Below are 24,825 nucleotides of genomic sequence, written 5' to 3'. Positions count from 1 at the left end.
ACGCATGTCTGAAACCATCACCAACACTGCGTCGCGGAGCGATCTGCGCAACGTCGCGATCGTCGCACACGTTGACCACGGTAAGACCACCCTGGTCGACGCCATGCTCAAGCAGACCAACTCCTTCGCTTCCCATGGTGAGGTTGAGGACCGTGTCATGGACTCCGGTGACCTGGAACGCGAAAAGGGCATCACGATCCTCGCGAAGAACACCACGGTTGCCTACAACGGCCCGTCGTCCAACGGCGAGACCATTACCATCAACGTCATCGACACCCCCGGCCACGCCGACTTCGGTGGCGAGGTTGAGCGCGGTCTGTCCATGGTTGACGGCGTCGTCCTGCTGGTCGACTCCTCCGAGGGCCCGCTGCCCCAGACCCGCTTCGTGCTCCGTAAGGCCCTTGCTGCGCACCTTCCGGTCATCCTCCTGGTCAACAAGACCGACCGTCCCGACGCCCGCATCGACGAAGTTGTCCACGAGTCCATGGACTTGCTCCTTGGCCTCGCTTCGGACCTCGCCGACGAAGTTCCGGACCTGGACCTGGATAAGGTCCTCGAAGTTCCCGTCGTCTACGCTGCCGCCAAGGTTGGCCGTGCGTCCCTGGACCAGCCGGCCAACGGCTCGGCTCCGGAGAACGAGGACCTCGAGCCTCTCTTCAAGACCATCATTGAGCACATCCCGGCTCCGACCTACAACCCGGACGGCGTGCTGCAGGCACACGTGACCAACCTGGACGCTTCGCCGTTCCTTGGCCGCCTCGCCCTGCTCCGCATCTACAACGGAACCCTCCGCAAGGGCCAGACCGTTGCTTGGGCTCGTGCAAACGGTGAGCTCAAGAACGTCAAGATCACCGAACTGCTCGCCACCAAGGCTCTCACCCGTGTTCCTGCCGAATCCGCAGGCCCGGGCGAAATCGTCGCTGTGGCCGGCATCGAGGAAATCACCATTGGTGAAACCCTGACCGACGCCGAGAACCCGCAGCCGCTGCCGCTGATCACCGTGGACGATCCCGCGATCTCCATGACGATCGGTATCAACACCTCGCCGCTGGCCGGCAAGGTCAAGGGCGCCAAGGTCACGGCCCGCCAGGTGAAGGATCGCCTGGACAAGGAACTGATCGGTAACGTCTCCATCAAGGTCCTCCCCACCGAGCGTCCCGACGCCTGGGAAGTCCAGGGCCGTGGCGAGCTCGCGCTGGCCATCCTGGTTGAGCAGATGCGTCGCGAAGGCTTCGAGCTGACCGTCGGCAAGCCGCAGGTTGTCACCAAGACCATCGACGGCAAGCTGCACGAGCCGATGGAACACATGACCATCGACGTGCCTGAGGAATACCTGGGCGCCGTCACGCAGCTCATGGCTGCCCGCAAGGGCCGCATGACCAACATGGCCAACCACGGCACCGGCTGGTGCCGCATGGAGTTCATCGTCCCTGCGCGTGGCCTGATTGGTTTCCGTACCCGGTTCCTGACGGACACCCGTGGCGCCGGTATCGCTGCTTCCATCTCCGAGGGCTACGAGCCGTGGGCCGGACCGATCGAATACCGTACCAACGGTTCGATGATTGCCGACCGTGCCGGCGTTGTGACGCCGTTCGCCATGATCAACCTCCAGGAGCGCGGTTCCTTCTTCGTGAAGCCCACCTCCGAGGTTTACGAAGGCATGATTGTCGGCGAGAACTCCCGCGCTGATGACATGGACGTCAACATCACCAAGGAAAAGAAGCTCACCAACATGCGTGCCGCTTCCTCCGACACCTTCGAAAACCTGACGCCGCCGCGTGATCTCACCCTCGAAGAGTCCCTCGAATTCGCCCGCGAAGACGAGTGCGTCGAGGTAACCCCGGATGCCATCCGTATCCGTAAGGTCATCCTGGACTCCAACGAGCGCGCCAAGGCCAACCGCGCCCGCGCCAAGTCCTAGCCTGCACTGACTGACACAGTCAGGAACAGCTGAATGAAGAGAGGAGCCGCCGGTACGGTTCGTGGCATTGCCGCGGCCGTACTGGCGGCTCTTTTCGTTGCCACGGCAGGTACGGCCCTGCACCGCCAAGCAGCGTCGGTGGCCGGCGTCGAGGTTCCGTGGGGCGTTGTGGCGGCACTGGTGCTGTTGGCCTCCGTGCAGTTGTGGTTGGCCGCCTGGTCGCGCTCGATACTGCCGACGGCGGTATCCGGCGTGGTGAGCTACGCCGCCGTCGGCGTCCTGTCATCCGCGGGACCGGCCAAACAGTTGGTCCTCGGCGACGCCGTGGGCAATGTATGGGTCTTCGGCATCGCAGCAGTGACACTGGTCATGCTGGTGGTGGCGAGCCGCCTTCGCGCCGGACAGCCTGCCGCCGCGGCGGTGGCGGTGGAACCTCTTTTGCCGCGATGACCATCGCAAGGGGAATTTCGACGTCGGACGTGCGGGTCCGTACCGTGCAACTGTTCTCGCTGGTGTCCAGCAGGTAGCCCAATGCGTCCGTCAGGCCGTCGTCGACCCTGTAACGGACCACCACCCGGATACCTGGCTCTGCAGTGAGGAGGAACTGTCTGGGCGGCAAATGCGGGGGAGTCACCGTTTCATACTAAGACGCGGGCTAGGTTGGCGTTAGCGGACTGTTGGATAATAGGCTCGGAAGTTGAGTGTCCGGCATGATGCCGGCAGTATTACCCGGCCATCGCCGGGACAAACCGTGGAGAGGTCTGGGACGTGACGTACGTAATCGCGCAGCCGTGTGTGGATGTCAAGGACAAGGCATGTATTGAAGAGTGCCCTGTCGACTGCATTTACGAAGGTGAGCGTTCCCTCTACATCCACCCCGATGAATGTGTCGACTGTGGTGCCTGTGAACCCGTGTGCCCGGTTGAGGCCATTTACTACGAGGATGACACCCCGGAAGAGTGGGCTGACTACTACAAGGCCAACGTCGAGTTCTTTGACGACCTTGGCTCTCCGGGCGGAGCTGCCAAAATTGGCAACACAGGCAAGGACCACCCGTTCATCTCGGCACTGCCCCCGCAGAACCAAGACCACTAAGGGCGGTAGCTTCTTTGATTTCCGCGGCCCCGGCTTTTGGCCTGAACCTGCCTGACTACCCGTGGGAGGCCATGGCGCCGTATGTCGCCACGGCCGCCAAGCACCCGGGCGGTGCAGTGAATCTTTCCATTGGAACGCCTGTGGACCCCACCCCGGGGCTGATCCGTGATGCCCTTGCCGCCGCTGCGGACGCCCATGGCTATCCCACAGTTCATGGCACAGAAGCACTGCGGCAGGCCGTGGTGGATTGGTTCGCCAGCCGCCGCGGCGTCCCGGGCTTGGACCCCAAGGACGTCATGCCGACGGTGGGTTCCAAGGAGCTGGTGGCCTGGCTGCCGTTCTTGCTCGGCCTCAGCGCCGGGGATGTTGTTGTGCGTCCTACGGTTGCTTACCCGACGTACGACATTGGCGCTTCACTGGCAGGCGCCACGGCCGTGGCTGCCGACGACCTGGATGAACTGGATGCTGCCACCCGCGCGAAGGTCCGCTTGGTGTGGATCAACTCGCCGGGCAATCCCACCGGCAGTGTCCGGGACGTGGAATCGCTCCGCAGGATCGTGAGCCAGGCCCGCGAACTTGGTGCCGTGGTGGCCTCGGACGAATGCTACGCCGAGCTCGGCTGGGGCGAATGGGACGCCCAGCGCGGGGGAGAAGCTGTGCCCAGCATCCTGGATCCCCGCGTCACAGGTGGGTCCACCCACGGCCTGTTGTGCGTGTACTCGTTGAGCAAGCAGTCCAACCTGGCCGGCTACCGTGCCGCCTTCGTGGCCGGCGACTCGGCGATCATGGCCAATCTGGTCAACAGCCGCAAGCATGCCGGCATGATTGTTCCCTTCCCCGTGCAGGAAGCGATGCGCGTTGCTTTGGGTGATGCGAGCCATGTTCTGGCCCAAAAGGATCTGTACCGTGGGCGCCGCGAGAGAATCGTGCCCGCGCTGGAGAAGTTCGGATTGCAGATCCACGAATCCAAGGCCGGCCTTTACCTGTGGTCGACTGCCGGTGAGGCAACCTGGGACACGGTGGCTCGTTTCGCTGAGCTTGGCATCGTGGTCGGTCCCGGAGTTTTCTATGGCGACGCCGGCAATGGCTTCATCCGTGTCGCCCTCACGGGAAGCGACGAACGAATCGACGCTGCTGTGGACCGACTTGGGTCCAGCGCATAACAATGCTGTGACTTGCACCACTAACAGCGTCATTCCGCCAGTAACCGGACGGCACGGATTAGTTCCGTAGGGTTACTGGCGGTAGCTTTTTAACTGACTATCAATGGTGGCCTTCACTAAGAAAGCACTTCGGCCGTTGGAGCCCTGCAACAGTAGGGCCGAAGGCGGCGGCACCAGAAGTTGGTTGGACAAGCGTTCGATAGAGGCCCAAAGGCCTCATGAAGGGGACTCCATGACTGAGACCACCAGCGCAACACTGCGCCATGCCGGCGGCGAACTCGAACTGCCGCGCATCCAGGTTGTAGAAGGAAACGAAGGCTACGACGTTTCCAAGCTGCTGAAGCAGACGGGCGCCGTTGCCTATGACCCCGGCTTCATGAACACAGCGGCCACCACCTCGGCCATTACCTACATCGACGGCGACGCAGGCATCCTGCGCTACCGCGGCTACCCGATCGAGCAGCTCGCGCAGCACTCGAGCTTCCTCGAAGTTTCCTACCTGCTGATCTACGGCAACCTTCCCACCCCCACGGAGTTGGAAGAGTTCGATCAGCGCATCCGCCGCCACACGCTCCTGCATGAAGAGCTCAAGGGCTTCTTCGGCGGGTTCCCGCGCGACGCACACCCCATGCCGGTACTGTCCTCGGCTGTTTCGGCGTTGTCCACGTTCTACCAGGACTCGCTGGATCCGTTCAACGCGGAGCACGTGGAAGTTTCCACCATCCGCCTCATGGCCAAGCTGCCCGTCATTGCCGCTTACGCCCACAAGAAGTCCATCGGCCAGCCGATGCTCTACCCGGACAACTCCATGAACCTGGTGGAGAACTTCCTGCGTCTGAGCTTCGGCCTCCCGGCTGAGCAGTACGAAATGGATCCGGTGGTCGTCAAGGCGTTGGACCTGCTGCTCATCCTGCACGCTGACCACGAGCAGAACTGTTCCACGTCCACCGTGCGTTTGGTGGGTTCGTCCAACGCGAACCTCTTCGCGTCGGTGTCCGCCGGCATCAACGCACTCTTCGGACCCGCCCACGGTGGAGCCAACGAGGCCGTGCTGAAAATGCTCCGCCAGATCCAGGCCGACGGCATCAAGCCCGAGGATTACATGGAGAAGGTCAAGAACAAGGAAGACGGCGTCCGCCTTATGGGCTTCGGACACCGCGTGTACAAGAACTACGATCCCCGCGCCAAGATCATCAAGGCAACGGCCCACGAAGTTCTCGGCAAGCTCGGCGGCAACGACGAACTGCTGGACATCGCCATGCGCCTCGAAGAGAAGGCCCTGGCTGACGACTACTTCATCCAGCGCAAGCTCTACCCGAACGTCGACTTCTACACCGGCCTCATCTACAAGGCCATGGGCTTCCCCGAGAAGATGTTCACCGTGCTGTTCGCCATCGGGCGCCTCCCGGGCTGGATTGCCCAGTGGCGCGAAATGATCAACGACCCCCAGACCAAGATCGGCCGCCCGCGGCAGCTCTACACAGGGGAGCCGGAGCGCAACTACCCGGCCAACTAGTACCAGGCCTTATAACGACGGCGGCCGCCCACCTCGCGCGAGGTGGGCGGCCGCCGTCGTTAATTACTGAGGCGTTGGTCGCCTAGGCGTTGTTTGTTGCGGAAGTCGCAGCAGCAGCGTTGTATCCGAAGGGGTTGTTCTTCTGCCAGCGCCAGTGGTCCTCGCACATCTGGTCCACGGTCTTGGTGGTGGACCAACCGAGGTCGGCCAGGGCTGAGGAAGCGTCGGCCCAGAAGGCGGGAAGATCGCCCGCCCGGCGGCCGGTGATCTCATAAGGAATCGGCTGACCGACGGCCTTCTCGAAGGAGCGCAGGACCTCCAGGACAGAGGAGCCGCGGCCGGAGCCGAGGTTCCAGCGGCGCACGCCGGCGCGCTCTGCGATGTAGTTCAGGGCTGCTACGTGTCCATCCGCCAGGTCCACCACGTGGATGTAGTCCCGCTGCGCGGTGCCATCGGGGGTGTCGTAGTCCCCACCGAAGACCATCAGCTTTTCGCGGCGTCCGACGGCTACCTGCGCAATGAATGGAACGAGGTTGTTCGGGATGCCTTGGGGGTCCTCGCCGATGCGGCCGGACGGGTGGGCGCCCACCGGGTTGAAGTAGCGCAGCAGTGCGATATGCCAGCGGTCGTCCGCGTTGCCCAGGTCCGAGAGGATGTCCTCGATCTGTTCCTTGGTGCGGCCGTACGGGTTGTTCGCGCCGATTTCCATCTTCTCGATATAGGGGATCGGGTTGTGCTCGCCATACACCGTTGCAGAAGAACTGAAAACGATGGAGCGCACATTGTGCTTGTCCATGGCCCGGAGCAGGTTCAAGGTGCCCACGATGTTGTTGTAGTAGTAAGCCAGGGGTTCCTGAACGGACTCTCCCACGGCCTTCAGCCCGGCGAAGTGGATGACGGCGTCGATCTGGTGCTGGTCGAACACGGCCTCAACTGCGGGCTCGTCCACCAGGTCCACCTTGTGGAACGCGGCGGTCTTGCCGGTGAGCTCCGAAACCCGGCGGAGGGATTCCTCGCTGGAGTTCACGAGGTTATCAAGCACGACGACGTCGTGGCCGGCTTCCTGAAGGGACAAAACGGTGTGGGAACCGATGTAGCCGGTGCCACCCGTGACAAGAATTTTCATGGTTCCTACGCTAGCGGAAATCGGAGCCACACCGCTCTGTGTTGAGCGGTGTTGAAGCACGTTCGTGCTAAAAACTATTAGTGCCCAAAATAGTTGATGCCGAAGCCCGGCGCCTTGATGTTGTCCACGCTGTATTCCGGATCATTGCCAGCGATGGCCTGGAGCGGGCATCCCTCAGGGAAGTAGCGGACGAGGCAGGACTGGCCGTGGGTTCCGTCCGGCACTACTTTGCCAGCAGCGACGACCTCCTGGTCTTCTCGTTTGGCGCAGTGATCGACCGCATTGCCGGACGGCTTGAATCAGCGCTGACAGTAGTCGAGCAACAGGCGGGTGGCAGCCCGGAACAGCATGCCGCTGTCCTTAACCTGCTGGGACAATTCCTGCCGTTGGACGAGGAACTCGCAGTGGATGCCTGCGTGTGGATGGCGTTCAGGCACGCTGCCCGGATCAAGCCCGTCCTGGCGGCCGAAGCCGAGCGCAGCCACCGCACCGTAGCGGCCGTCGTCGGGCGTTTGATCATGCTCCTGAGCCCTGGGGGTGCGGACGTCCAGGAAACCCTCGTCACCGAAGCCGAGCGGCTGTTGGCCACGATGGATGGGCTGTGCATGCATGCGTTGCTGCAGCCGGAATGGATGACGGCGGAAATGTGCAGCGACGTCCTCACCGCGCACCTGCGATCCCTGGGTGCAGTGCCGGCGCACTAGGACGGGTGCTTCCGTCAACCAGTGCCGCCCCGCCACTACCGTCCAGACTCAACGGGAATAGACTGGGACTTGTCGGGAACCTGCCAAGGGAGGAATTCGGATGCATGAGTCAGGCGGCCCGGGATGGCGCATCACCATGGACACGTCCGGGCCGATGCTCATCGCCCTGTACTTGCGCGATGTAGCTGGACTGGACGGTGCCGGAAAACCGAGCCTGTCCCACGCAGCCCCCAAAGTCCGGCATGCGGACCACACCCACCTCACTTCTGACGTAGGCGGCGTCCAGGCCCTCAAGACTGAATGGGAGGCCTGGTGGGAGAAATTGGTGAGATCGTATCCCCAACCGGCTCATGAGCTTTCACCGCCAAGCTTCAAGGCGTTCGGCAATTCCCCTGCACTTCAACGGGTCTTGCAGGCCCACTTTGGCTCGGCCTTGGGCTGGGCCACAGACAGGATTGACGAGTACGCCGATCTTGAGGCCGCCAGGGAAGCCAACGGCGTGACGCAGGTGTTGAACGAAATGGTGGAGGACCGGCTCCTGGAAGTCGGCCGCAGCTCCCGCGACTTCGACCTCACGATCATTGAACTTCCCCTCAATGAACCCCGTGCGTGGTACTTGGAGCCCAGCACCATGATCATGAGCCACAGGTTGCTGTCAGAGCCCGATGTGTTCCGTAGCTACGTCCAGCCGGTGGTGGAGATCCTCGCCTGAAGGACGTTGGGGAAGCAGTGCTTAGGTGGTGGGCGCCGACACCGTAACGGTGACCGTTTCAGAAGGCGCGGCCGCGGCCTGCCACCCATTCCGCTTCTCGCGGTTCCACGTCTGTCCGCCTACGTCCACCTGCGTGATGGACAAGGATTTGGCATTCGCCACGGCCCAGTGGGCCACTGCCCACGCCTGCGTGCCCGTGACGTCCAGCTGGACCGTACGGCCCTGTACCGTGGCCGCTTGGGTGCCGAACGCCGTCGTGATGTCATCCACGACGGCGGCCGGGTCACCAGCTGCGTCGGGCATGCGCAATTCGCAGTCCAGCGATGATTCAGAGTGCCCTGTAAGGGCCGACGCGAAAGCGCGGCCCATGCCCTCGTGCTGGGCGTAGGCGCGGGGGAAGGCCGACCGTTGGACAGCTTGGGCTGCCTGGGTGATTTCCATGGTCTCGAAACCGGGAACTTTGACCAGGCCGTCATAGAAAGCATTCGTTGCGTAGACAGGGTCCATGACTTGGGCCTCGGTGCCCCAGCCTTGTGATGGCCTCTGCTGGAACAGGCCACGGGAATCGGGGCCCGCCTCATCGCCATAATTAATGTTCCGGAGCCGCGATTCCTGCATGGCGGTCGCAAGGGCTATGCTCGCCGCCCGGGGCGGCAGCCCGCGTTGGACGGAGATCGCGGAGATCAGCGAAGCGTTCGCTGTTTGATCCGTGGCCAGCTCATGACTGTCTGAACCCACGACGGCGACGCAGCGCTCCGTGACCAAGGTCTCGGAGCGCTGCAGCACAGCAACGATCGCGTAGATGGCACCTGCTACGAGGGCCAAGGCCAGCACCGCAACGATGGCGCGGCGGAACCGGCGCACGGAGGTCCTCCTGCTAGTTGGCGTGAAGAGCCTCGTTGAGCTCTACCGTCTGGCCCTTGCGGGGAAGGACTTCCACGCCGCCTGTGGTGGAGTTACGGCGGAAGAGCAGGTTGGGCACGCCGGAGAGTTCCACGGCCTTGATGATCTTGCTGGTGTCCTCGCCATTTTCGTCCTTGGGTCCGGGGACGCGCACGCGGGTACCGGCGGTGACGTAGAGGCCGGCCTCCACTACTGAGTCGTCGCCGATGCTGATGCCCACACCGGAGTTCGCGCCCAGCAGTACACGTTCGCCCAGTGCGATCTTTTCCTTGCCGCCGCCGGAGAGCGTGCCCATGATGGAGGCTCCACCGCCAACGTCGGTGCCATCGCCGGCAACGACGCCGGCCGAGATGCGGCCCTCCACCATGGAGGTGCCCAGGGTGCCTGCGTTGAAGTTCACGAAGCCTTCGTGCATGACGGTGGTGCCCTCGGCGAGGTGCGCACCCAAACGGACGCGGTCGGCGTCGGCAATCCGCACGCCGGTGGGGACAACGTAGTCGACCATGCGCGGGAACTTGTCCACTCCATAGACCACCACGTTGCCGCGCTTACGCAAGCGGGCGCGGGTCAGTTCGAAACCATCAACGGCGGCCGGGCCAAAGTTGGTCCACACGACGTTGGGAAGCTTGCCGAAGACGCCATCCAAGTTGATGCTGTTCGGCGTGACCAGGCGGTGGGACAGCAGGTGCAGGCGCAGGTAGGCATCGGCAGTGTCAGCCGGTGCGGCGTCGAGGTCAATCTGCGCGAAGACCACTTTCTGCTCCGTGCCACGATCGGCATCCTTGCCGTCGTTGGCCAGTGCAGTGAGCGCGGGATCGGCGTTCTCAACATCGCGCAGGGTATCTGCCGCCACACCAAGTGCGGGTGCGGGGTACCAGACGTCCAGCACGGTTGCTTCCCCGGAAGCCGAGGTGGCGATGGTGGCGAGGCCGAAGCCATAAGCCGATCGGGGGTTGGCGGGCGCGGTTGCGGGCACAGCAGAGGAAGCAGTTTCAGTCATGGGCCAAGTCTATCCAGCAGGCAGAGGTCGGTTAAAACCCGTCTCATGCCGTAGAAGTCGCATTTGTGGTTGTTTCCGGGGATTAGGCTGGACGGGTGACCCTGAACCCTGCTCCCGCCCTCCTTGACCTGCGCCAGGACGTTGCCTTGCTGACGGCCGCGATCATTGACTTCAATAGTGTCTCCGGCAACGAGACCGAACTGGCAGACGCCGTTGAGACCGCATTGCGTGCCATCCCCGCCTACACGGTGGTCCGGGATGGTGACGCCATCATCGCCCGAACCGAACTCGGCCGCGCTGAACGCGTCATCCTCGCAGGGCACTTGGACACTGTTCCCCTGCCCACGGTTGACGGATCGTTGGGCACAGTACCGGCCACCTGGGAGTCCGGCGTTCCCGGCGAAGGTGTGCTCTACGGCCGCGGGACCACCGACATGAAAGGCGGCGTCGCGGTGCAGCTCGCCCTCGCGGCAACGCTGTTCGACGACGGTCGGGAGCCGGACAAGGACGTCACCTTTGTCTTCTACGACCATGAGGAAGTGGAGGCGGTGAAGAGCGGCCTTGGCAGGTTGGTGCGCAATCACGGCGACTTGCTGGACGGCGATTTTGCCATCCTTCTGGAACCTACGCACGGCACGGTGGAAGGCGGGTGCAACGGAACCAGCCGTTTCGAAGCCACCACCATCGGGGAAACAGCCCACTCTGCGCGAGCATGGATGGGCGTCAACGCGATCCACGCCGCCGCACCGATCCTTGCCCGGCTGGCCGCCTACGAACCCCGGACCATCAACGTTGACGGCCTCGACTACCGCGAAAGCCTCAACGCCGTGAAAATCAAGGGGGGCACGGCCGGGAACGTCATCCCGGACCGCTGTGTGGTGGAGATCAACTACCGCTTCGCTCCGGACAAGACACCGGACCAAGCCGAAGCGCACGTCCGCGAGCTGCTGGAAGGCTTCGACGTCGTCCGCACAGACGCTGCCGCGGGCGCGCGCCCGGGCCTCAACCACCCCGCCGCCGCGTCCTTCGTCGCCGCAGTGGGCGCTGAGCCCAAGCCCAAATACGGTTGGACCGACGTCGCGCGTTTCAGTGAACTTGGCATTCCGGCGGTGAACTTCGGTCCAGGCGACCCGCTGCTGGCGCACAAGGACAACGAACACGTCGACGCCGATGCCATCCGTGAGTGCCTCCGGGCACTGCAGACCTGGCTGGCTGGCTAAGACGTACGCAGACAGAGAAGAAGGTCCGCAGCCTGGTGGCTGCGGACCTTCTGGCTTGGTGCAGGACTACGCCTTGTTCGGGCCTTCGACGGAGTCCTTGGCGATGGGGTCGTTACCGCCCACCACGAGCCCTGTCCGGAGGCTGGGGGGAGCCACGCCGCCAGCGGCCTTCTTGGAGCCACGGCGTTCGATCAGGATGGCGATCCGTGAAACGGTCAGGTTGATCAGGATGTAGATCGCAGCACCGACGAAGAAGGCCGGGAACAGGAAGTCCGGGCCCAGGAAGTCGGCCATGATCTGGATTTTCCGCAGAAGTTCCTCGTAGCCAACGATGTACCCGAGGGAAGTGTCCTTGAGCAGGACCACCAGCTGGGCGATCAACGACGGCAGCATCCGGCGGACGGCCTGCGGGAATTCGATGGACATCCGCGACTGGAAGCTCCGCAGGCCAATGGCCAGGCCGGCTTCACGTTGTCCCTTCGGCAGGGACTGGATGCCTGCACGGAGGATTTCGGCGAAGATGGCGGCGTTGTAGAGCGTTAGGCCCACCACTACAGCTTGGAACTGACCGGTTGCGAAAACCAGCAGGACGAACAACATCATGAGGACCACGGGCATGCCGCGGAGGAACTCGAGGACCACCTGAGTTGGAATGCGGATCCAGGCGATCAGGGAGATTCTCAGCAGGCAGAGGGCTATGCCCAACGGGAAGGCAATGATTGCTGCGACTGCAGCTGCGGCCAGCGTGGAGAGAATGCCTTGGCCGATCAGGCTCCAGACATCCGGGGCCATGGGGCCGTAGAAGATCTCCCAGCGGTCTGCGTCGAAGATGCCCTGCTGAGCCAGAGTTGTGACGGCAATGGCAAGGACACCGAGGATGATCAGGATTCCGGCTGCGGATCCCAGGAGCGAGTAAAGGCGGGCTTTGGGCCCGGGGACGTCGTACAGGACCGAAGTCATCGGGCAATCGCCACCTTTCGTTCAACAAAGTGCGCCAGAAGACCCAGGGGCACCGTGATCAGGAGGTAGAAGAAGGCCACCCCGAGCAGGATCCAGAGGACTTGGTCTCCGTAGTCGTTGGAGAGCTGGCGGCCGTAGCCGAACAGCTCGAGGACGAAGAACGCGCCGGCTACCGAAGAGTTCTTGACCAAGGCGATCAGGATATTGATCAAAGGAGGTATGACGGTTCGGACGGCCTGGGGAAGCACAATGAAGCCCAGGACCTGGGTGAATGTCATGCCGATACTGCGGGCAGCTTCTGCTTGGCCCACCGGCACGCTGTTGACACCGGAACGGACTGCTTCGGCGATGAAGGCTGCCGTGTAGCTGCTCAGCGCGATGATCGCGGCGACTTCGAATTGCTCGAATTTGACGCCCAGCCGGGGGAGAACGATGGCTGCGAAGAAGAAAATGATGGTCAACGGGGTGTTACGGGCGACTTCAACATAGAACATGCTGAAACCGCGGAGTGCAGCCACGGGGGAAACCCTCATGGCCGCCAGGAGTGTGCCGACAAGGAGGGCAATGATTCCTGAAATTACGGAGAGATAAAGGGTTCGGAGAAATCCGTCCCAGTATTCGGGGAGGCTTGCTATGACGGCGTCCATGGCTTCCTTTGACTGCAGCTAATCAGGGAACAGGGTCCTGGAGTGGTCAACTGCCGCCGTCCGGAAGGGGCGGCGGCAGCTAACGGATCCCGACTAGTAGCGGTTGATCGCAGGAAGTTCAGGAGTGGTCTTGATGACCTTGCCTGCGGTGGCTTCCCAAGCCTTCTTGTATTCGCCGTCCTTCTGGAATGCTTCGAGCTGATCGTTGATCCAGTTGCGGAAGACGGTGTCGTCCTTCTTCAGGCCGATGCCGTAAGGCTCCTTGGTGAAGGTCTCGTCCGAGGCGAGCTTGAAGGCGTCCGGTTCCTTGTCCACGTAGCCGGCGAGGATCACGTTATCCGTGGTCACTGCAACTACCTGCTTGTTGCGCAGCGGCTCCAGGCAAGCGGTGTAGGTGGCGGCCGGAACAACCTCTGCGCCGTACTTCTCTGCGATGGTCTTTGCCGGGGTGGAGCCCGTCACGGAGCAGACCTTCTTGCCGGAGACGTCTTCAGGCTTGGTGATGGAGTTGTCGTCCTTGTTCACCAGCAGGGCCTGGCCGGCTTCGTAGTAAGGTCCGGCGAAGGCAACCTTCTCCTTGCGGGCGTCGTTGATGGTGTAGGTGGCGATGACCAGATCAACACGACCCTGCTCAATGAACGATTCACGGTTCTGGGAGACGGTCTCTACCCATTCGATCTTGTCGGCAGGAATGCCCAGCTTGGCGGCGATTGCCTTGCCCATTTCGACGTCGAAACCGACAGGCTTGCCGTCAAGGCCCTTCTGGCCGAACAGGGGCTGGTCAAACTTGGTGCCGATGGTGATCTTCTGGGCTTTGTTCAGCTTCTCCATCGTGGTGCCGGCTTCGAAGCTCGCCGAGGCCACAGGGGTAGAGGTGGTGCCGCTGCCGCCACATGCGCTCAGCGAGAGGGCGAGCACGGCAGAAGCAGCCACCAGCAGCGACTTCCTCCGGGTAATGAAAGCCTTCATGACATTCCTTTCTTAGGTTGGCCGTCGTTCGGCCTGGGTGAGGTCTTTACGGCCTGGGGTGCGGGCGATAAGGAGCTAGTGGGTCAAAAGCTTGGACAGGAAGTCCTTGGCACGGGTGCTCTTCGGGTTGGTGAAGAATTCCTCGGGAGTTGCGTCTTCCACGATCTGGCCGTCAGCCATGAACACCACACGGTCAGCAGCCTTGCGGGCAAAGCCCATCTCGTGGGTGACCACGATCATGGTCATGCCCTCCTTGGCCAGCTGGATCATGACGTCCAGTACTTCGTTGATCATCTCGGGGTCCAACGCCGACGTGGGCTCGTCGAACAACATCACTTTGGGCTTCATGGCCAGTGCTCGTGCGATAGCCACACGCTGCTGCTGGCCACCGGAGAGCTGGGCGGGAAGCTTGGGAGCCTGGTGCCCGACACCTACGCGCTCCAGGAGGGCCATGGCTTCCTTGTCAGCGGTTCCCTTGGCCACCTTCTTTACCTTGATCGGGCCCAGGGTGACGTTCTCAAGAATCGTCTTGTGGGCGAACAGGTTGAAGGACTGGAAGACCATTCCGACGTCGGCACGCAGGTGCGCGAGATCCTTGCCTTCTTCGGGAAGCTTCTTCCCGTCGATGGCGATATCGCCGTCATCGATCGTTTCCAAACGGTTGATCGCACGGCACAGCGTGGACTTACCGGAACCGGAGGGCCCGATGACCACCACCACTTCACCCTTCTTGACCTGAAGGTTAATGTCCTTGAGGACGTGCAATTGACCGTAGTGCTTGTTGACGCCATTCAGGGAGACGAGGGCATCGCCGGACGCTTGAGTAGTCATACGACGAATCTAGCGAACAAAGAAGCAAATATGACCACGGTCACGGCAACTTCCTGAAGATCGTGACTGAACAGAAACCTGCCCCACAGCGATATACCAGACTGCAATGCAAGAAGCGGGTCGCGGCGACAGAGCAGGCACTCATAGGCGCTAGCCTTGGGCAATGAGCATCAGCCAGCACCCAGTACCCCACTCCGATGCCAACGGCCACGTCAAGGCGGCCCATGTGCCCCTGCCTTCGGAGATTGCCCCGGCGAAGCACAAAGGCTCCCTGGAGCTTCGGCGCAAACAAGCGGATACGGGCATGTCGGACCAGCATTTGCTGGATACGAGTGGGGCCGGACAGTTCATTCACACCGATCCGTGGCGTGTCCTGAGGATTCAGAGCGAATTTGTGGAGGGCTTCGGGGCCCTTGCTGACCTGGGCCCGGCTGTCAGCGTGTTCGGTTCCGCACGTACAAAGCCGGGCACCGAGTACTACGAGATGGCCGTGGATGTTGGTCGCAAACTTGCCGAAGCGGGCGTCGCGGTGATCACCGGCGGCGGGCCTGGTTCCATGGAAGCGGCAAACAAAGGTGCCGTGGAAGGCAATGGAGTCTCCGTGGGTCTCGGCATTGAATTGCCGTTCGAACAGGGCCTCAACCAGTGGGTGGATCTGGGCATCAATTTCCGGTACTTCTTCGCCCGCAAGACGATGTTCGTCAAGTACGCCCAGGGCTTTGTGGTCCTTCCTGGTGGGCTGGGAACGCTGGACGAACTCTTTGAGGCAATGGTGCTGGTTCAAACCCGCAAGGTGACGTCGTTCCCCATCGTCCTCCTGGGCGTGCGGTTCTGGGGTCCGATGATCGAGTGGATCAGGGAAACATTGGTTGCGGAGGGCATGGTGTCCGAAAAGGACCTTGACCTGATCCAGTTGGTTGATGACCCTGCAGATGCGGTGCACCGCGTTTTGCACGGGGCGCCGCTTCCTCCCACGCCCAACGGAAACCAGCGCCCGGAATAGGCACTCCTTTCTGGCACCATGGACCTGTGAGCTTTTTCCTGGTGTTCCTCGCGATTGTCCTTCTCGGCGCTGCGCTGTACCTCGGAGCCGGGATGGTCCGGGGGCGCTCGATTGGAGCGGGCCTCGACGACCCCGTACCAAACCTGCCCCCCGTGGTGCTGCCGTCGCAAGCAAAGCCCTCCGACGTCGATTCCCTGCGTTTCGCATTGGGGCTGAGAGGGTACCGGATGGACCAGGTAGACCAGGTCCTGGATGACCTGCGGGACCAGCTGCTGGCCAAAGACCGTGAGATCGAAAGACTCAATGCACTGGCACAGCCGCGGCTGGAGGACGGCGAAACCAAGCGGATACAACCGTGAGCCGGACGGCTCCGATCCAGACCGAAGGCGCTACGGCCCGGGTTTCGCATGCGGTCTCGGCCACGGTGGCCCGGATGGGCGCGTGGCCGTGGTGGCTGCAGGTTTCCCTGGTCTTTGTGGCGGCCAGAGTGGTCAGCGCCTGTATCTTCATGGCCGCCGCCATTCACCAGGGAACTAACCCGTGGTTCCCGCCAGCGCCGGATTACTGGAACTTCATTACCATCTGGGACGGACGCTGGTACCAGGAAGCCGCAGACAAGGGCTATCCCTCGGAACTGCCCGTGGATGCGAACGGCGTGGTCAAGGAAAATGCCTGGGCCTTCTATGCGCTGTTTCCCTTCCTGGCCCGCGGCGTGTCCGCGATCACCGGGATGGGTGCATTGCCTGCCCTCACGGCCATTGCGATGCTGGCCGGCCTGGGTGCGGCACTAGTCATTTACAAGCTCTTCCGGGAGTTCGCCGGCAGGCGCACGGCGATGTGGGGCGTAGTCTTCGTTTCCACCTTTCCGGTGTCCCCGATCCTGCAAGTCCCGTATGCCGAGTCCTTGAACCTGCTGCTGCTAGCGGCCTCCTTGCTGCTGGTCGTCCGGCGCCACTACCTTGCCGCCATCCCGGTTGTGCTCCTGATGTGTTTGTCCAGGCCAACCGGAGTCCCGTTTGCCGCCATGCTGGGGCTCCTGTTCCTGTGGCGGTTATGGGGCCGGCTGCGGCCGCCGGCAGCAGCGCTGGAAACAGTAGGCAGGACTGCAACAGGTGGCACCACAAAAGATCCGACGTCGACGCGCAGCTTGGTGTCACTGGCCGTCCTGGTGTTCGCGACTGGCCTGGGAGCCTTGGCATGGCCAGCCATCGCCTGGGCCGTGACTGGGGACCCTGCGGCCTACACCCGTACAGAAACGGCATGGCGCGGACACGATCTTGTCCCCTTTAAGCCGTGGTTTGATACTGGCCGGATGTTGTTCGGGCCAGTTCTGGGTGTGCTGGCGCCCTTTGTCTTCACCGCCCTTTTTGTGTTGGTGATGATCTCCAAGCCCGTCCGGGCCCTAGGGGCTGAACTCCGCCTGTGGTGCGCCTGCTATATGGGTTATCTGCTGGTATTCCTGCATCCGCAGACCAGTACCTTCCGGATGTTGCTACCTCTTTTCCCGCTGGCCTTGGGTGCGGCGCTGCTGTCCAAGTCCAGGGCCTATCGGGGGACCGTGGTGGTCCTGTTCGTTCTCCTCCAAATCGTGTGGGTGGTATGGCTTTGGGCATGGGCTCCGTTACCCGGCGGTGGCGACTATCCGCCCTGACGTGGAGCTTTGCCCGGGAAACACAATATGTACAAAGCCCGGACAAATAGCCCGCTGATTCGCTACGGACGGGTAAGTACGGGATAATGGACTACGAGCAAGGACAAAGCACCTAAAAGTGCCCGGCCAAGGCGGCCTCCCAAGCGGTGCCGCCGGCTGCAATTGCGACGCGGATCCAGCCCGGCCGGGTTGGGCGTGACTTGGGACAAATGGAGGGGATTTTCCTAATGGCGGCTATGAAACCACGTACTGGCGACGGCCCTATGGAAGTTACCAAAGAGGGACGCAGCCTGATCATGCGTGTGCCACTCGAAGGCGGAGGACGACTTGTAGTCGAACTCAATGCCGCCGAAGCGGAAAACCTCAAGGAATGCCTCGTAGGTGTGACCGAATAGATTTAGAAGCAGGGCCTGGCGGGAGCCGGGCCCTGCTTTTGTTTAAGGCTCTTGTCTAGGCCCTCTCGGACCAGACACACGCTACTTCTTGACCGCCACAAGCAGGCCATCGCCGGTGGGCAGCATGGCTGAAGCCAGCCGCTCGTCGTCGCGGATTGCCTTGCCAATCTGGCGCAGGACCACGGTGGTGGAGTCGCGCGCTGCCGGGTTGGCTACACGGTCCTTGTCCAGGGCGTCGTTGATCACCAGCGTTCCGCCGGACTTGAGCAGGCGGATCGCCTGTTCCACGTACTTGGGAAAGTTCGGCTTGTCGGCGTCGATGAAAACGAGGTCGTAGGCGGAATCGGTCAGGCGTGGCAGAACGTCGGCGGCTCGGCCCGATATGGTGCGCGTGCGGTTGGCTGGGCTGCCGGATTCCAGGAACGCTTCCCTGGCGGCCTTGAGGTGTTCGACATCGACGTCGATGGTGGTCAGGACTGCCTGGGGGCTCAGGCCCCGCAGCAGGCAGACGCCGGAAACTCCGGCGCCGGAACCCACTTCAACCACGGTCTGGGCCTTGGAAGCGGCAGCCAGGACCGTCAGGACCGCCCCGACGCCCGGGCTGATGGGCGTGACTCCCAGCTCGAAGGACCGCTCCCGGGCGCGCAACAAGACGTCATCCTCAGCAGGCAGATCTTCTGCATAGGACCAGCTGCTTGACTTGTCGGCACTCATGAAGGGTTTCGCTTTCCGCGGGTAGGGGTGTTTGTACCAGACTACTGTGTCTGCCCCCGTATACCCGCTGTTGGGCAGCCGCCCTGAAGCTGTGTCCGCGAGTGTATTCAGCCCTGCGGGAAAAACGCCCGCCAGTCAGGAAATTCCCAGACAACCTTGGGATGATATTGCTCCGGTCATCCATGAGGTGGGCGGCGCCGAAGACTCGGTGAACCACAGTTTGAGGGGAGTGGACGATGCCGGCATCGCATGCTGCGCCAGTCCAAGCATCGGAAAGCCTTGAGGCCGTAAGCGACTGGGTCATGCCCAGCTGGGAGGAAGTGGTTGCGAACCACTCCGCCAAGGTATACCGCCTCGCCTATCGCCTGACCGGCAACAAGTTCGACGCCGAGGACCTCACCCAAGAGGTGTTTGTCCGCGTGTTCCGGTCGCTGGAGAACTTCAAACCGGGAACCCTGGATGGTTGGCTGCACCGTATCACCACCAACCTGTTCCTGGACCAGGCCCGTCGCAAGAGCCGTATCCGTTTCGATGCCCTTGCAGAGGACGCCGAGTCCCGCTTGCCCGGCCGCGAACCAGGTCCGGAGCAGAGCTTCGAGCACAACAACCTTGATTTGGACGTCCAGCGCGCGTTGGAGGAGTTGCCGCCGGACTTCCGCGCCGCCGTCGTGCTGTGCGATCTTGAAGGTCTCTCCTATGACGAGGTTGCAGAGGCGCTGGGTGTGAAGCTGGGCACCGTCAGGTCCCGTATTCACCGCGGCCGGACCATGCTGCGCGAGAAGCTTGCCCACCGTGACCCCCGACCCGCGGAGGCACGCAAGCCGCGCCTGAAGATGCCGCGCATCGCCAGCATTCTTTAGGACGTCGATGCCCCGACATCCTCTTCGTCCGGGACGGTCGTCCCGGCGCAAATTGGCTGCGCTGCGCCATACGCGAAGCCCGGAACACGTGCAGGAATGCGTTGCCTGCAGTACGGCGCTGCGCCGGGAGCGGCAGTACCTTGAACGTCTTCAGAGTGCCTCCGTGCCCGAGGCCAGCCAGGATCTCGCTGCCCGGCTCATCCAGCACACCGAACGGCTTGCCAACGAGCCGGATTACTTGATCCCAGCCCAGGCATCCAGGGGAGGGCTGCGTCGTGGCCTACGTATTGCGGGCGTCGCCGCGGGCACCCTGGCGGTCAGCGCCGGCGCCCTGGCGGTCTCGGCGTATGTCGTAGCAGGCGATAATGAGGCCCAGGTGCTTGCGGGAACCAGCGAGGTTGGTGCACTCGCGGGCGCGTGGACGGGAACCCCGGCAGAAACCACACTGGGACCCGCTTTCCGCGCCGGCAGCACCATCAGCTTGAGTGATGCACAGTTGGATAGCCTGCGCGAAGACGGATGGGCATGCCCCGAACTGTCGGCGATGGGCTTCCACATCGTGTCCGCCCAGGCAACCGAGCGCAATGGCCATCCAGTTGTGGAGCTCCGTCTTGAAAGCAATGGGCACTACGCCACCATTGTGGAGGAACACCTGCCGGCGGGTCAGCCCGGCACCGGACGATCCACCTCGGCGCAGCTTTCCGTCACGCAGGGTAGCCCGTGGAAGGCTGTCTACACCATGCCCGCGGCCGTGATCAGCTATGCGTCCGACCTCCCGGCAGATACGGCGGATGACGCCGTCCCCGAGATCGTCCGGGCCGGGGAGTCAATGGCCGTTCTGCCTTCCAACGAAGGGTCGGAGGCATGGCACGCGAGACTGCTGCGCGGACTCCAGACCCTTCTCCGGCCCGCCGGTTTATGAGCGACACCACAGACAAGGTAATCTTCGTAGCGTGTTTGGAATCAACGGCCCGGAGTTCATACTCCTTCTGATTATCGGCGTACTCGTCATCGGTCCCAGCCGTTTGCCCGAATACACTCAAAAGCTCGCAAACCTGGTCAAGGAAGTCCGGCGGATGGCTTCGGGTGCGCGTGAGCAGATCAAGGAAGAAGTCGGCATCGATATCGATGAAGTCGACTGGAAGAAGTACGATCCCCGCCAGTACGATCCCCGGCGCATCATCAAGGATGCACTCCTTGATGATGACACCAAGCCCGTCAGCGCCGGTGCGCCTGCTGTTGCAGCTACTGCTGCTGCGGGCGCGGCTGCGTCGGAGACCAAGCCCAAGGCCCCCACCAGGGTCATCGAGCGGCTGGCTGAGGGCGAAGCTGCACCCTTCGATTCCGAGGCAACCTGACCTGACTGATATTGCCGCCCTCGCGAGCGGTAAGGGTCAGCGGGGTTCGATCCCCAGTGACAGCCCCGACAATCCGCGGGGCCGTGAGGCCAAAGCGGAGGCGACTTCCAGCATCGCCTTGGCAGCGGCCGTGTCGGGTGCTGCCAGGACCACGGGCTTCCCGGCGTCGCCACCCTCACGCAATCGGATGTCCAACGGAATCTGGCCCAGTAGCGGAACTTCGCTGCCTACGGCAGCGCTCAACCGCTCAGCCAGGATGGCACCTCCACCACTTCCGAACAATTCCATCCGGCCGCCGTCGGGCATCTCCAGGAACGACATGTTCTCGATGACGCCCGCCACCTTCTGCCCTGTCTGGGTGGCGATGGTTCCGGCGCGTTCAGCGACGTCTGCTGCAGCTGCCTGCGGCGTGGTCACTACCAGGATCTCGGCGTTGGGCAACAACTGGGCTACGGAAATGGCGATGTCGCCCGTGCCCGGAGGCAGGTCCAGGAAAAGGGCATCGAGGTCGCCGAAATAGACGTCCGTCAGGAATTGTTCAAGGGCGCGGTGGAGCATGGGTCCACGCCAGGCGACCGGCTGGTTGCCTGCAACGAACATGCCGATCGAGATGACTTTCACGCCGTACGCCACCGGGGGCAGGATCATGTCGTCCACTTGGGTGGGCTTTTGGGTGATCCCCATCAGGGCCGGCACTGAGAAGCCATGGACATCGGCGTCCACAATGCCCACGCGCAAGCCCTGGGCGGCCAGTGCACAGGCGAGGTTGACGGTGACCGAGGACTTGCCGACACCACCCTTTCCACTGGCAACGGCGTAGACCTTGGTCAGCGAACCAGGCTTGGTGAAAGGTATGCCGCGCTGTCCGCCGGGTCCGCGGAGTTGCTCTTTGAGGGCTTCGCGTTGGGCCGGGGTCATGACCTTCAGTTCCACGTCCACGCCTGTCACGCCGGGGACATTGGACAACGCCGCTGTGGCGTCCTCCGTAATGGTCTCGCGCAGCGGGCACCCGGCAATGGTCAGCAGGACAGCTACGTGCACGGCGCCTGCATCGTCGGCAGACACCGATTCCACCATCCCGAGTTCCGTGATGGGCCGGCGGAGCTCGGGATCAATAACGGTTGCCAGGGCAGCATGAAGAGCCTCGGCGGATGTGGTGCTCATACGGTCAGGTCCGGCTTTCAGGGTCTTCGGGAGTTGGTTTGGCGGTGGAGTGCTGCGGGCCGCTGGCACGGGGCGGGCGGACCTTCGGAATCTGCTGGGTGCGGGGACCACGCGACTTATCGCGCTTCTCCTTGAGCTTCTCCTTGACCTTCTCGCCCGGCGACTCCGAGCCATCAGCGGAGCCTTCGTTCTCGCGGAGTTCCTCCTGGGCATCGATGATGTCTTCGAGCAGACTCCTGAGCTCGGTCCGGACATAGTCACGGGTGGCCACTTCGCGCAGGGCGATGCGGAGGGAAGCCAACTCCCGGGTCAGGTACTCGGTGTCGGAGAGGTTGCGTTCGGCGCGTTGGCGGTCCTGCTGAAGGGAGACACGGTCCCGGTCGTCCTGCCGGTTCTGGGCCAGCAGCAGGAGGGGAGCGGCGTAAGAGGCCTGCAGCGACAGCATCAGGGTCAGAAGGGTGAAACCCAACTCCATCCGGTCGAACTGCCAGTCCGTGGGCGCGAAGGAGTTCCACGCAAGCCAGAACACGCAGAACACCGTCATATAGACAAGGAACGTGGGCGTACCCATGAAACGGGCGAAACCCTCCGTCGCGTTGCCGAAGGCGTCCGGGTTGGGGGAGAACTTGGGCAGTATCCGCTGCCGGCCGCTCAGGGGCGTATCCAGGCTGCTGCCGGAGCGTCCTGTGGACTTGGTGGATCGGGTGGCGTTGTTATCAGCCAATGCGGCCTCCAAGTTTCCTTATAGGGGCATCGTCCTCGTGGGCGCGCCAGTCATCCGGCAACAGGTGATCCAGCACGTCATCAACAGTCACCGCCCCCACAAGGCGGCCGTCGTCGTCCACGACTGGAAGGGAATTCAGGTTGTACGTGGCCAAGGTCCGGGCAACTTCGCTGATGTGGGCCTGGTCCGAAAGCGGTTCCAGGTTTTTGTCCACGAGGTTGCCCAAAGGTTCCGGTGGCGGGAAACGCAGAAGCTGCTGTATATGCACCACACCAAGGAAACGGCCGGTGGGTGTCTCCAAAGGCGGGCGGGCAATGAAGATGGATGAGGCCAGCGCGGGTGAGAGCTCCTCGCGGCGGACGTGGGCCAGTGCCTCAGCTACGGTCGCCTCCGGCGGGAGGATGACCGGGACAGGGGTCATCAAGCCACCTGCGGTGTCTTCGTCGTACTCCAGGAGGCGGCGGACATCCTCGGCTTCCTGGGGCTCCATGAGTTGAAGCAGCTCTTCTGCTTGCGCGGACGGAAGCTCGGCGAGGAGGTCGGCGGCGTCGTCAGGATCCATTTCTTCAAGCACGTCTGCGGCGCGTTCAACGTCCAGCGCGGAAAGGATCTCCACCTGGTCATCCTCCGGTAGCTCCTGGAGGACATCGGCGAGGCGTTCGTCCTGAAGCTCGCTGGCCACCTCAAAACGCCTTTTGTCGCTCATTTCCTGCAGGGCCTCGGCAAAGTCCGCGGGCTTGAGGTCCTCGTGGGTGGCAACGAACTGGGTTGCGGCCTGGGGCTCGTTGTGGGCACCGGTCTGGGCATCGGCCCAATCGATGATGAGGGTCTCGTTGCGGCGGAGCCTGCCAAACGGCGACAAAGAATGTCCGCGGCGGACGAAGAGCTTGCTGACAAACCAGTCCTTGGACCGGTGCTGGTCCATGGCGATGTCCTCGATCGTGGCGTCTCCACTGCCGTCGGCCAGCGTCACACGGCGATCGAACATCTCGGCCACCACCAGCGTTTCGGCGCCGCGCTGCTCGAAGCGGCGCAGGTTGACCAAACCGGTGCAGATGATCTGCGTCTGGTCGATGGACGTAATGCGCGTCATGGGAACGAAGACGCGCTTCTTGCCCGGCACCTCCACCACGATGCCCACCACGTGGGGGGCTCCACGGGTCCCGCGGGAGAGCACCACGACGTCGCGCAGGCGGCCTAGACGGTCGCCCAAGGGGTCGAAGACGTCCAAGCCGAGCAGGCGCGCGACAAAGACGCGTGAAGGATGTGTGCTCATGTTTACAGGCTACCGAGTCTGCTCTCTTTTAGCTGAATTCCAGCTGTTACACATGTCCATGAGACACAATGGGGCTATGTCTAACATTTTTGGTGCTCCCAAAGCCGTAGAGGAATCCCGCAGCGTCCCCCAAGGCGACACTGTGGGCTCATACACCTCGTATTTGGATGCCCAGAAGGCGGTGGACTACCTCGCGGACCAGCAGTTCCCGGTTCAGCTGGTGTCGATCGTGGGCAACGACCTCAAAATGGTGGAGCGCGTGACCGGCCGCCTGAGCTACCCGAGGGTGGCATTGTCAGGCGCTTTGAGTGGCATGTGGTTCGGCCTTTTCGTCGGTGTCATGCTCTCCTTCTTCACACCCGCGGGTGGTCCGTTCTCCATCATCACCTCGGTGCTGATGGGCGCGGCGTTCTTCATGCTCTTCGGAATCGTCACGTACGCCACGCAACGCGGGAAGCGTGACTTCACCTCCACCAGCCAGGTGGTGGCCACCAATTACGATGTCATCGTTGCCGTGGAGGCAGCGCACGAAGCCCGGCGGTTGCTCCAGCAGTTGCCCATGAACCCATCGCAGGCAGCCACGGCCCAGGCGCCAAACTACAGCCCCCAGAATCCTCCGCTGCATCAGCCGGGCCAAGCGCCGGAGCGTCCTTCCACGTGGAACGACCCCTACGGCCAGCGCGGCCCCGAGCCCACCGCCGGCGTCCCTGAGGGCCAGAACGCACCCGCCGGGACAACGGCCCCTGTCGCCCAGGAGCCTGTGCAGACCCCGGCGCCGGCAGCCGTCCGTTACCCGGACCTGCCCGACGGCCGACCGCAGTACGGTGTGCGCGTCACGGAAGGCCAGAACGCACAGCAGGGGGATGGGCGGGAGTCCGGCTCCGAAGATTCGTCCAAGCAGTAGAAGCAGATA

27 protein-coding genes are annotated in these 24,825 nt (G+C 62.8%); 16 read left to right on the top strand and 11 right to left on the bottom strand.

Annotation, left to right across the window (positions count from 1 at the left end):
- Window positions 1-4: 4 nt before the first annotated feature.
- The 5 genes from typA to J3D46_RS20340 all read left to right on the top strand — a co-directional run bounded on the left by typA (window position 5) and on the right by J3D46_RS20340 (window position 5,695).
- Entirely contained in the window at window positions 5-1,921 is a 1,917-nt protein-coding gene (typA, locus tag J3D46_RS20360) for a translational GTPase TypA (protein WP_089595701.1), read from the top strand.
- A 33-nt stretch (window positions 1,922-1,954) separates the two neighbouring features.
- Window positions 1,955-2,371 carry a hypothetical protein gene (locus J3D46_RS20355; protein WP_253468638.1) on the top strand — a complete coding sequence of 139 codons (417 nt, stop codon included), beginning with the start codon at window positions 1,955-1,957 and terminating at the stop codon, window positions 2,369-2,371.
- Window positions 2,372-2,689: 318 nt separating this feature from the next.
- Window positions 2,690-3,016 (top strand): ferredoxin, encoded by a 327-nt coding sequence (gene fdxA, locus J3D46_RS20350; protein WP_024817464.1) that lies wholly within the window; start codon window positions 2,690-2,692, stop codon window positions 3,014-3,016.
- A 14-nt stretch (window positions 3,017-3,030) separates the two neighbouring features.
- Window positions 3,031-4,179 carry a succinyldiaminopimelate transaminase gene (gene dapC / locus J3D46_RS20345; RefSeq protein ID WP_256491644.1) on the top strand — a complete coding sequence of 383 codons (1,149 nt, stop codon included), beginning with the start codon at window positions 3,031-3,033 and terminating at the stop codon, window positions 4,177-4,179.
- A 232-nt stretch (window positions 4,180-4,411) separates the two neighbouring features.
- A complete protein-coding gene (locus tag J3D46_RS20340) occupies window positions 4,412-5,695 on the top strand; it encodes a citrate synthase (RefSeq protein ID WP_144648484.1) in 1,284 nt (427 codons plus the stop codon).
- 82 nt (window positions 5,696-5,777) lie between these two features.
- On the opposite strand, the gene galE is transcribed toward J3D46_RS20340, so the two are convergent.
- Window positions 5,778-6,821 (bottom strand): UDP-glucose 4-epimerase GalE, encoded by a 1,044-nt coding sequence (gene galE / locus J3D46_RS20335; protein ID WP_253468636.1) that lies wholly within the window; start codon window positions 6,819-6,821, stop codon window positions 5,778-5,780.
- 80 nt (window positions 6,822-6,901) lie between these two features.
- Between galE and J3D46_RS20330 the strand changes: the two genes are divergently transcribed.
- Together J3D46_RS20330 and J3D46_RS20325 are read left to right on the top strand one after the other, a co-directional pair.
- Window positions 6,902-7,525, top strand: a complete 624-nt coding sequence (locus J3D46_RS20330; RefSeq protein WP_253468634.1) for a TetR/AcrR family transcriptional regulator — start codon at window positions 6,902-6,904, stop codon at window positions 7,523-7,525.
- A gap of 100 nt (window positions 7,526-7,625) precedes the next feature.
- On the top strand, window positions 7,626-8,237 hold the full coding sequence (locus J3D46_RS20325; RefSeq protein WP_231341907.1) for a hypothetical protein: 612 nt from the start codon (window positions 7,626-7,628) through the stop codon (window positions 8,235-8,237).
- A gap of 21 nt (window positions 8,238-8,258) precedes the next feature.
- On the opposite strand, the gene J3D46_RS20320 is transcribed toward J3D46_RS20325, so the two are convergent.
- Together J3D46_RS20320 and dapD are read right to left on the bottom strand one after the other, a co-directional pair.
- Window positions 8,259-9,101 carry a hypothetical protein gene (locus tag J3D46_RS20320; RefSeq protein WP_253468632.1) on the bottom strand — a complete coding sequence of 281 codons (843 nt, stop codon included), beginning with the start codon at window positions 9,099-9,101 and terminating at the stop codon, window positions 8,259-8,261.
- A 13-nt stretch (window positions 9,102-9,114) separates the two neighbouring features.
- Entirely contained in the window at window positions 9,115-10,140 is a 1,026-nt protein-coding gene (gene dapD, locus J3D46_RS20315) for a 2,3,4,5-tetrahydropyridine-2,6-dicarboxylate N-succinyltransferase (protein WP_231341909.1), read from the bottom strand.
- Window positions 10,141-10,235: 95 nt separating this feature from the next.
- Between dapD and dapE the strand changes: the two genes are divergently transcribed.
- Window positions 10,236-11,360 carry a succinyl-diaminopimelate desuccinylase gene (gene dapE / locus J3D46_RS20310; RefSeq protein ID WP_253468630.1) on the top strand — a complete coding sequence of 375 codons (1,125 nt, stop codon included), beginning with the start codon at window positions 10,236-10,238 and terminating at the stop codon, window positions 11,358-11,360.
- 66 nt (window positions 11,361-11,426) lie between these two features.
- Here the strand turns inward: dapE and J3D46_RS20305 are convergent, their stop codons facing one another.
- The 4 genes from J3D46_RS20305 to J3D46_RS20290 form a co-directional block, all read right to left on the bottom strand.
- Window positions 11,427-12,320 carry an amino acid ABC transporter permease gene (locus J3D46_RS20305; protein WP_231337910.1) on the bottom strand — a complete coding sequence of 298 codons (894 nt, stop codon included), beginning with the start codon at window positions 12,318-12,320 and terminating at the stop codon, window positions 11,427-11,429.
- Window positions 12,317-12,967 carry an amino acid ABC transporter permease gene (locus tag J3D46_RS20300; protein WP_089595689.1) on the bottom strand — a complete coding sequence of 217 codons (651 nt, stop codon included), beginning with the start codon at window positions 12,965-12,967 and terminating at the stop codon, window positions 12,317-12,319. Before J3D46_RS20300 ends, J3D46_RS20305 begins: the two co-directional genes overlap by 4 nt.
- A gap of 93 nt (window positions 12,968-13,060) precedes the next feature.
- Window positions 13,061-13,936 (bottom strand): glutamate ABC transporter substrate-binding protein, encoded by an 876-nt coding sequence (locus tag J3D46_RS20295; protein WP_231337911.1) that lies wholly within the window; start codon window positions 13,934-13,936, stop codon window positions 13,061-13,063.
- Between the two features lie 75 nt (window positions 13,937-14,011).
- Window positions 14,012-14,767 carry an amino acid ABC transporter ATP-binding protein gene (locus J3D46_RS20290; protein WP_062072913.1) on the bottom strand — a complete coding sequence of 252 codons (756 nt, stop codon included), beginning with the start codon at window positions 14,765-14,767 and terminating at the stop codon, window positions 14,012-14,014.
- Window positions 14,768-14,930: 163 nt separating this feature from the next.
- Between J3D46_RS20290 and J3D46_RS20285 the strand changes: the two genes are divergently transcribed.
- The 4 genes from J3D46_RS20285 (at window position 14,931) to J3D46_RS20270 (ending at window position 17,816) form a co-directional block, all read left to right on the top strand.
- The gene (locus tag J3D46_RS20285; protein WP_231337912.1) at window positions 14,931-15,770 is read left to right on the top strand and encodes a TIGR00730 family Rossman fold protein; all 840 of its coding nucleotides are present in this window, start codon (window positions 14,931-14,933) and stop codon (window positions 15,768-15,770) included.
- A gap of 26 nt (window positions 15,771-15,796) precedes the next feature.
- Window positions 15,797-16,129 (top strand): DivIVA domain-containing protein, encoded by a 333-nt coding sequence (locus J3D46_RS20280; RefSeq protein WP_231337913.1) that lies wholly within the window; start codon window positions 15,797-15,799, stop codon window positions 16,127-16,129.
- Between the two features lie 74 nt (window positions 16,130-16,203).
- Window positions 16,204-17,421, top strand: coding sequence for a hypothetical protein (locus J3D46_RS20275; RefSeq protein WP_253469262.1), 1,218 nt, complete (start codon window positions 16,204-16,206; stop codon window positions 17,419-17,421).
- A gap of 227 nt (window positions 17,422-17,648) precedes the next feature.
- Entirely contained in the window at window positions 17,649-17,816 is a 168-nt protein-coding gene (locus J3D46_RS20270; RefSeq protein ID WP_064721643.1) for a DUF3117 domain-containing protein, read from the top strand.
- An 81-nt stretch (window positions 17,817-17,897) separates the two neighbouring features.
- On the opposite strand, the gene J3D46_RS20265 is transcribed toward J3D46_RS20270, so the two are convergent.
- Entirely contained in the window at window positions 17,898-18,530 is a 633-nt protein-coding gene (locus J3D46_RS20265) for an O-methyltransferase (protein ID WP_090818104.1), read from the bottom strand.
- A 236-nt stretch (window positions 18,531-18,766) separates the two neighbouring features.
- Between J3D46_RS20265 and sigE the strand changes: the two genes are divergently transcribed.
- The 3 genes from sigE to J3D46_RS20250 are packed head-to-tail and all read left to right on the top strand — an operon-like array spanning window position 18,767 to window position 20,748.
- Window positions 18,767-19,390, top strand: a complete 624-nt coding sequence (gene sigE, locus J3D46_RS20260; RefSeq protein WP_231337914.1) for an RNA polymerase sigma factor SigE — start codon at window positions 18,767-18,769, stop codon at window positions 19,388-19,390.
- 7 nt (window positions 19,391-19,397) lie between these two features.
- Window positions 19,398-20,312 carry a hypothetical protein gene (locus J3D46_RS20255; protein ID WP_253468628.1) on the top strand — a complete coding sequence of 305 codons (915 nt, stop codon included), beginning with the start codon at window positions 19,398-19,400 and terminating at the stop codon, window positions 20,310-20,312.
- A gap of 31 nt (window positions 20,313-20,343) precedes the next feature.
- On the top strand, window positions 20,344-20,748 hold the full coding sequence (locus J3D46_RS20250; protein WP_253468626.1) for a Sec-independent protein translocase TatB: 405 nt from the start codon (window positions 20,344-20,346) through the stop codon (window positions 20,746-20,748).
- 36 nt (window positions 20,749-20,784) lie between these two features.
- Here the strand turns inward: J3D46_RS20250 and J3D46_RS20245 are convergent, their stop codons facing one another.
- The 3 genes from J3D46_RS20245 to J3D46_RS20235 are packed head-to-tail and all read right to left on the bottom strand — an operon-like array spanning window position 20,785 to window position 23,912.
- Window positions 20,785-21,912: an Mrp/NBP35 family ATP-binding protein gene (locus J3D46_RS20245; RefSeq protein WP_253468624.1), complete on the bottom strand. Its 1,128-nt coding sequence runs from the start codon at window positions 21,910-21,912 to the stop codon at window positions 20,785-20,787.
- A 4-nt stretch (window positions 21,913-21,916) separates the two neighbouring features.
- Entirely contained in the window at window positions 21,917-22,648 is a 732-nt protein-coding gene (locus J3D46_RS20240; protein WP_231337918.1) for a DUF1003 domain-containing protein, read from the bottom strand.
- Window positions 22,629-23,912, bottom strand: coding sequence for a magnesium transporter MgtE N-terminal domain-containing protein (locus J3D46_RS20235; RefSeq protein WP_011775428.1), 1,284 nt, complete (start codon window positions 23,910-23,912; stop codon window positions 22,629-22,631). The genes J3D46_RS20240 and J3D46_RS20235 overlap by 20 nt, the downstream gene beginning before the upstream one ends.
- A 76-nt stretch (window positions 23,913-23,988) precedes the next feature.
- Here J3D46_RS20235 and J3D46_RS20230 point away from each other — a divergent pair, with 76 nt between their 5' ends.
- Complete coding sequence (locus J3D46_RS20230; protein WP_231337919.1) at window positions 23,989-24,816, top strand: general stress protein; 828 nt, start codon at window positions 23,989-23,991, stop codon at window positions 24,814-24,816.
- Window positions 24,817-24,825: the final 9 nt, after the last annotated feature.

Origin of the sequence: Paenarthrobacter sp. A20 (genome assembly GCF_024168825.1) — a bacterium.
GTDB lineage: Bacteria > Actinomycetota > Actinomycetes > Actinomycetales > Micrococcaceae > Arthrobacter.
Note: the sequence above shows the minus strand (reverse complement) of the source record. Positions and strands in the feature narration are given on the sequence as shown.

Bases quoted from the DNA above. Each gene is read 5' to 3' on its own strand.
- typA (WP_089595701.1), top strand. From the start codon at position 5: ATGTCTGAAACCATCACCAACACTGCGTCGCGGAGCGATCTGCGCAAC.
- J3D46_RS20355 (WP_253468638.1), top strand. From the start codon at position 1,955: ATGAAGAGAGGAGCCGCCGGTACGGTTCGTGGCATTGCCGCGGCCGTA.
- J3D46_RS20340 (WP_144648484.1), top strand. From the start codon at position 4,412: ATGACTGAGACCACCAGCGCAACACTGCGCCATGCCGGCGGCGAACTC.
- galE (WP_253468636.1), bottom strand. From the start codon at position 6,821: ATGAAAATTCTTGTCACGGGTGGCACCGGCTACATCGGTTCCCACACC.
- J3D46_RS20325 (WP_231341907.1), top strand. From the start codon at position 7,626: ATGCATGAGTCAGGCGGCCCGGGATGGCGCATCACCATGGACACGTCC.
- dapD (WP_231341909.1), bottom strand. From the start codon at position 10,140: ATGACTGAAACTGCTTCCTCTGCTGTGCCCGCAACCGCGCCCGCCAAC.
- J3D46_RS20305 (WP_231337910.1), bottom strand. From the start codon at position 12,320: ATGACTTCGGTCCTGTACGACGTCCCCGGGCCCAAAGCCCGCCTTTAC.
- J3D46_RS20300 (WP_089595689.1), bottom strand. From the start codon at position 12,967: ATGGACGCCGTCATAGCAAGCCTCCCCGAATACTGGGACGGATTTCTC.
- J3D46_RS20295 (WP_231337911.1), bottom strand. From the start codon at position 13,936: ATGAAGGCTTTCATTACCCGGAGGAAGTCGCTGCTGGTGGCTGCTTCT.
- J3D46_RS20290 (WP_062072913.1), bottom strand. From the start codon at position 14,767: ATGACTACTCAAGCGTCCGGCGATGCCCTCGTCTCCCTGAATGGCGTC.
- J3D46_RS20285 (WP_231337912.1), top strand. From the start codon at position 14,931: ATGAGCATCAGCCAGCACCCAGTACCCCACTCCGATGCCAACGGCCAC.
- J3D46_RS20275 (WP_253469262.1), top strand. From the start codon at position 16,204: ATGGGCGCGTGGCCGTGGTGGCTGCAGGTTTCCCTGGTCTTTGTGGCG.
- J3D46_RS20270 (WP_064721643.1), top strand. From the start codon at position 17,649: ATGGCGGCTATGAAACCACGTACTGGCGACGGCCCTATGGAAGTTACC.
- J3D46_RS20265 (WP_090818104.1), bottom strand. From the start codon at position 18,530: ATGAGTGCCGACAAGTCAAGCAGCTGGTCCTATGCAGAAGATCTGCCT.
- sigE (WP_231337914.1), top strand. From the start codon at position 18,767: ATGCCGGCATCGCATGCTGCGCCAGTCCAAGCATCGGAAAGCCTTGAG.
- J3D46_RS20255 (WP_253468628.1), top strand. From the start codon at position 19,398: ATGCCCCGACATCCTCTTCGTCCGGGACGGTCGTCCCGGCGCAAATTG.
- J3D46_RS20245 (WP_253468624.1), bottom strand. From the start codon at position 21,912: ATGAGCACCACATCCGCCGAGGCTCTTCATGCTGCCCTGGCAACCGTT.
- J3D46_RS20235 (WP_011775428.1), bottom strand. From the start codon at position 23,912: ATGAGCACACATCCTTCACGCGTCTTTGTCGCGCGCCTGCTCGGCTTG.
- J3D46_RS20230 (WP_231337919.1), top strand. From the start codon at position 23,989: ATGTCTAACATTTTTGGTGCTCCCAAAGCCGTAGAGGAATCCCGCAGC.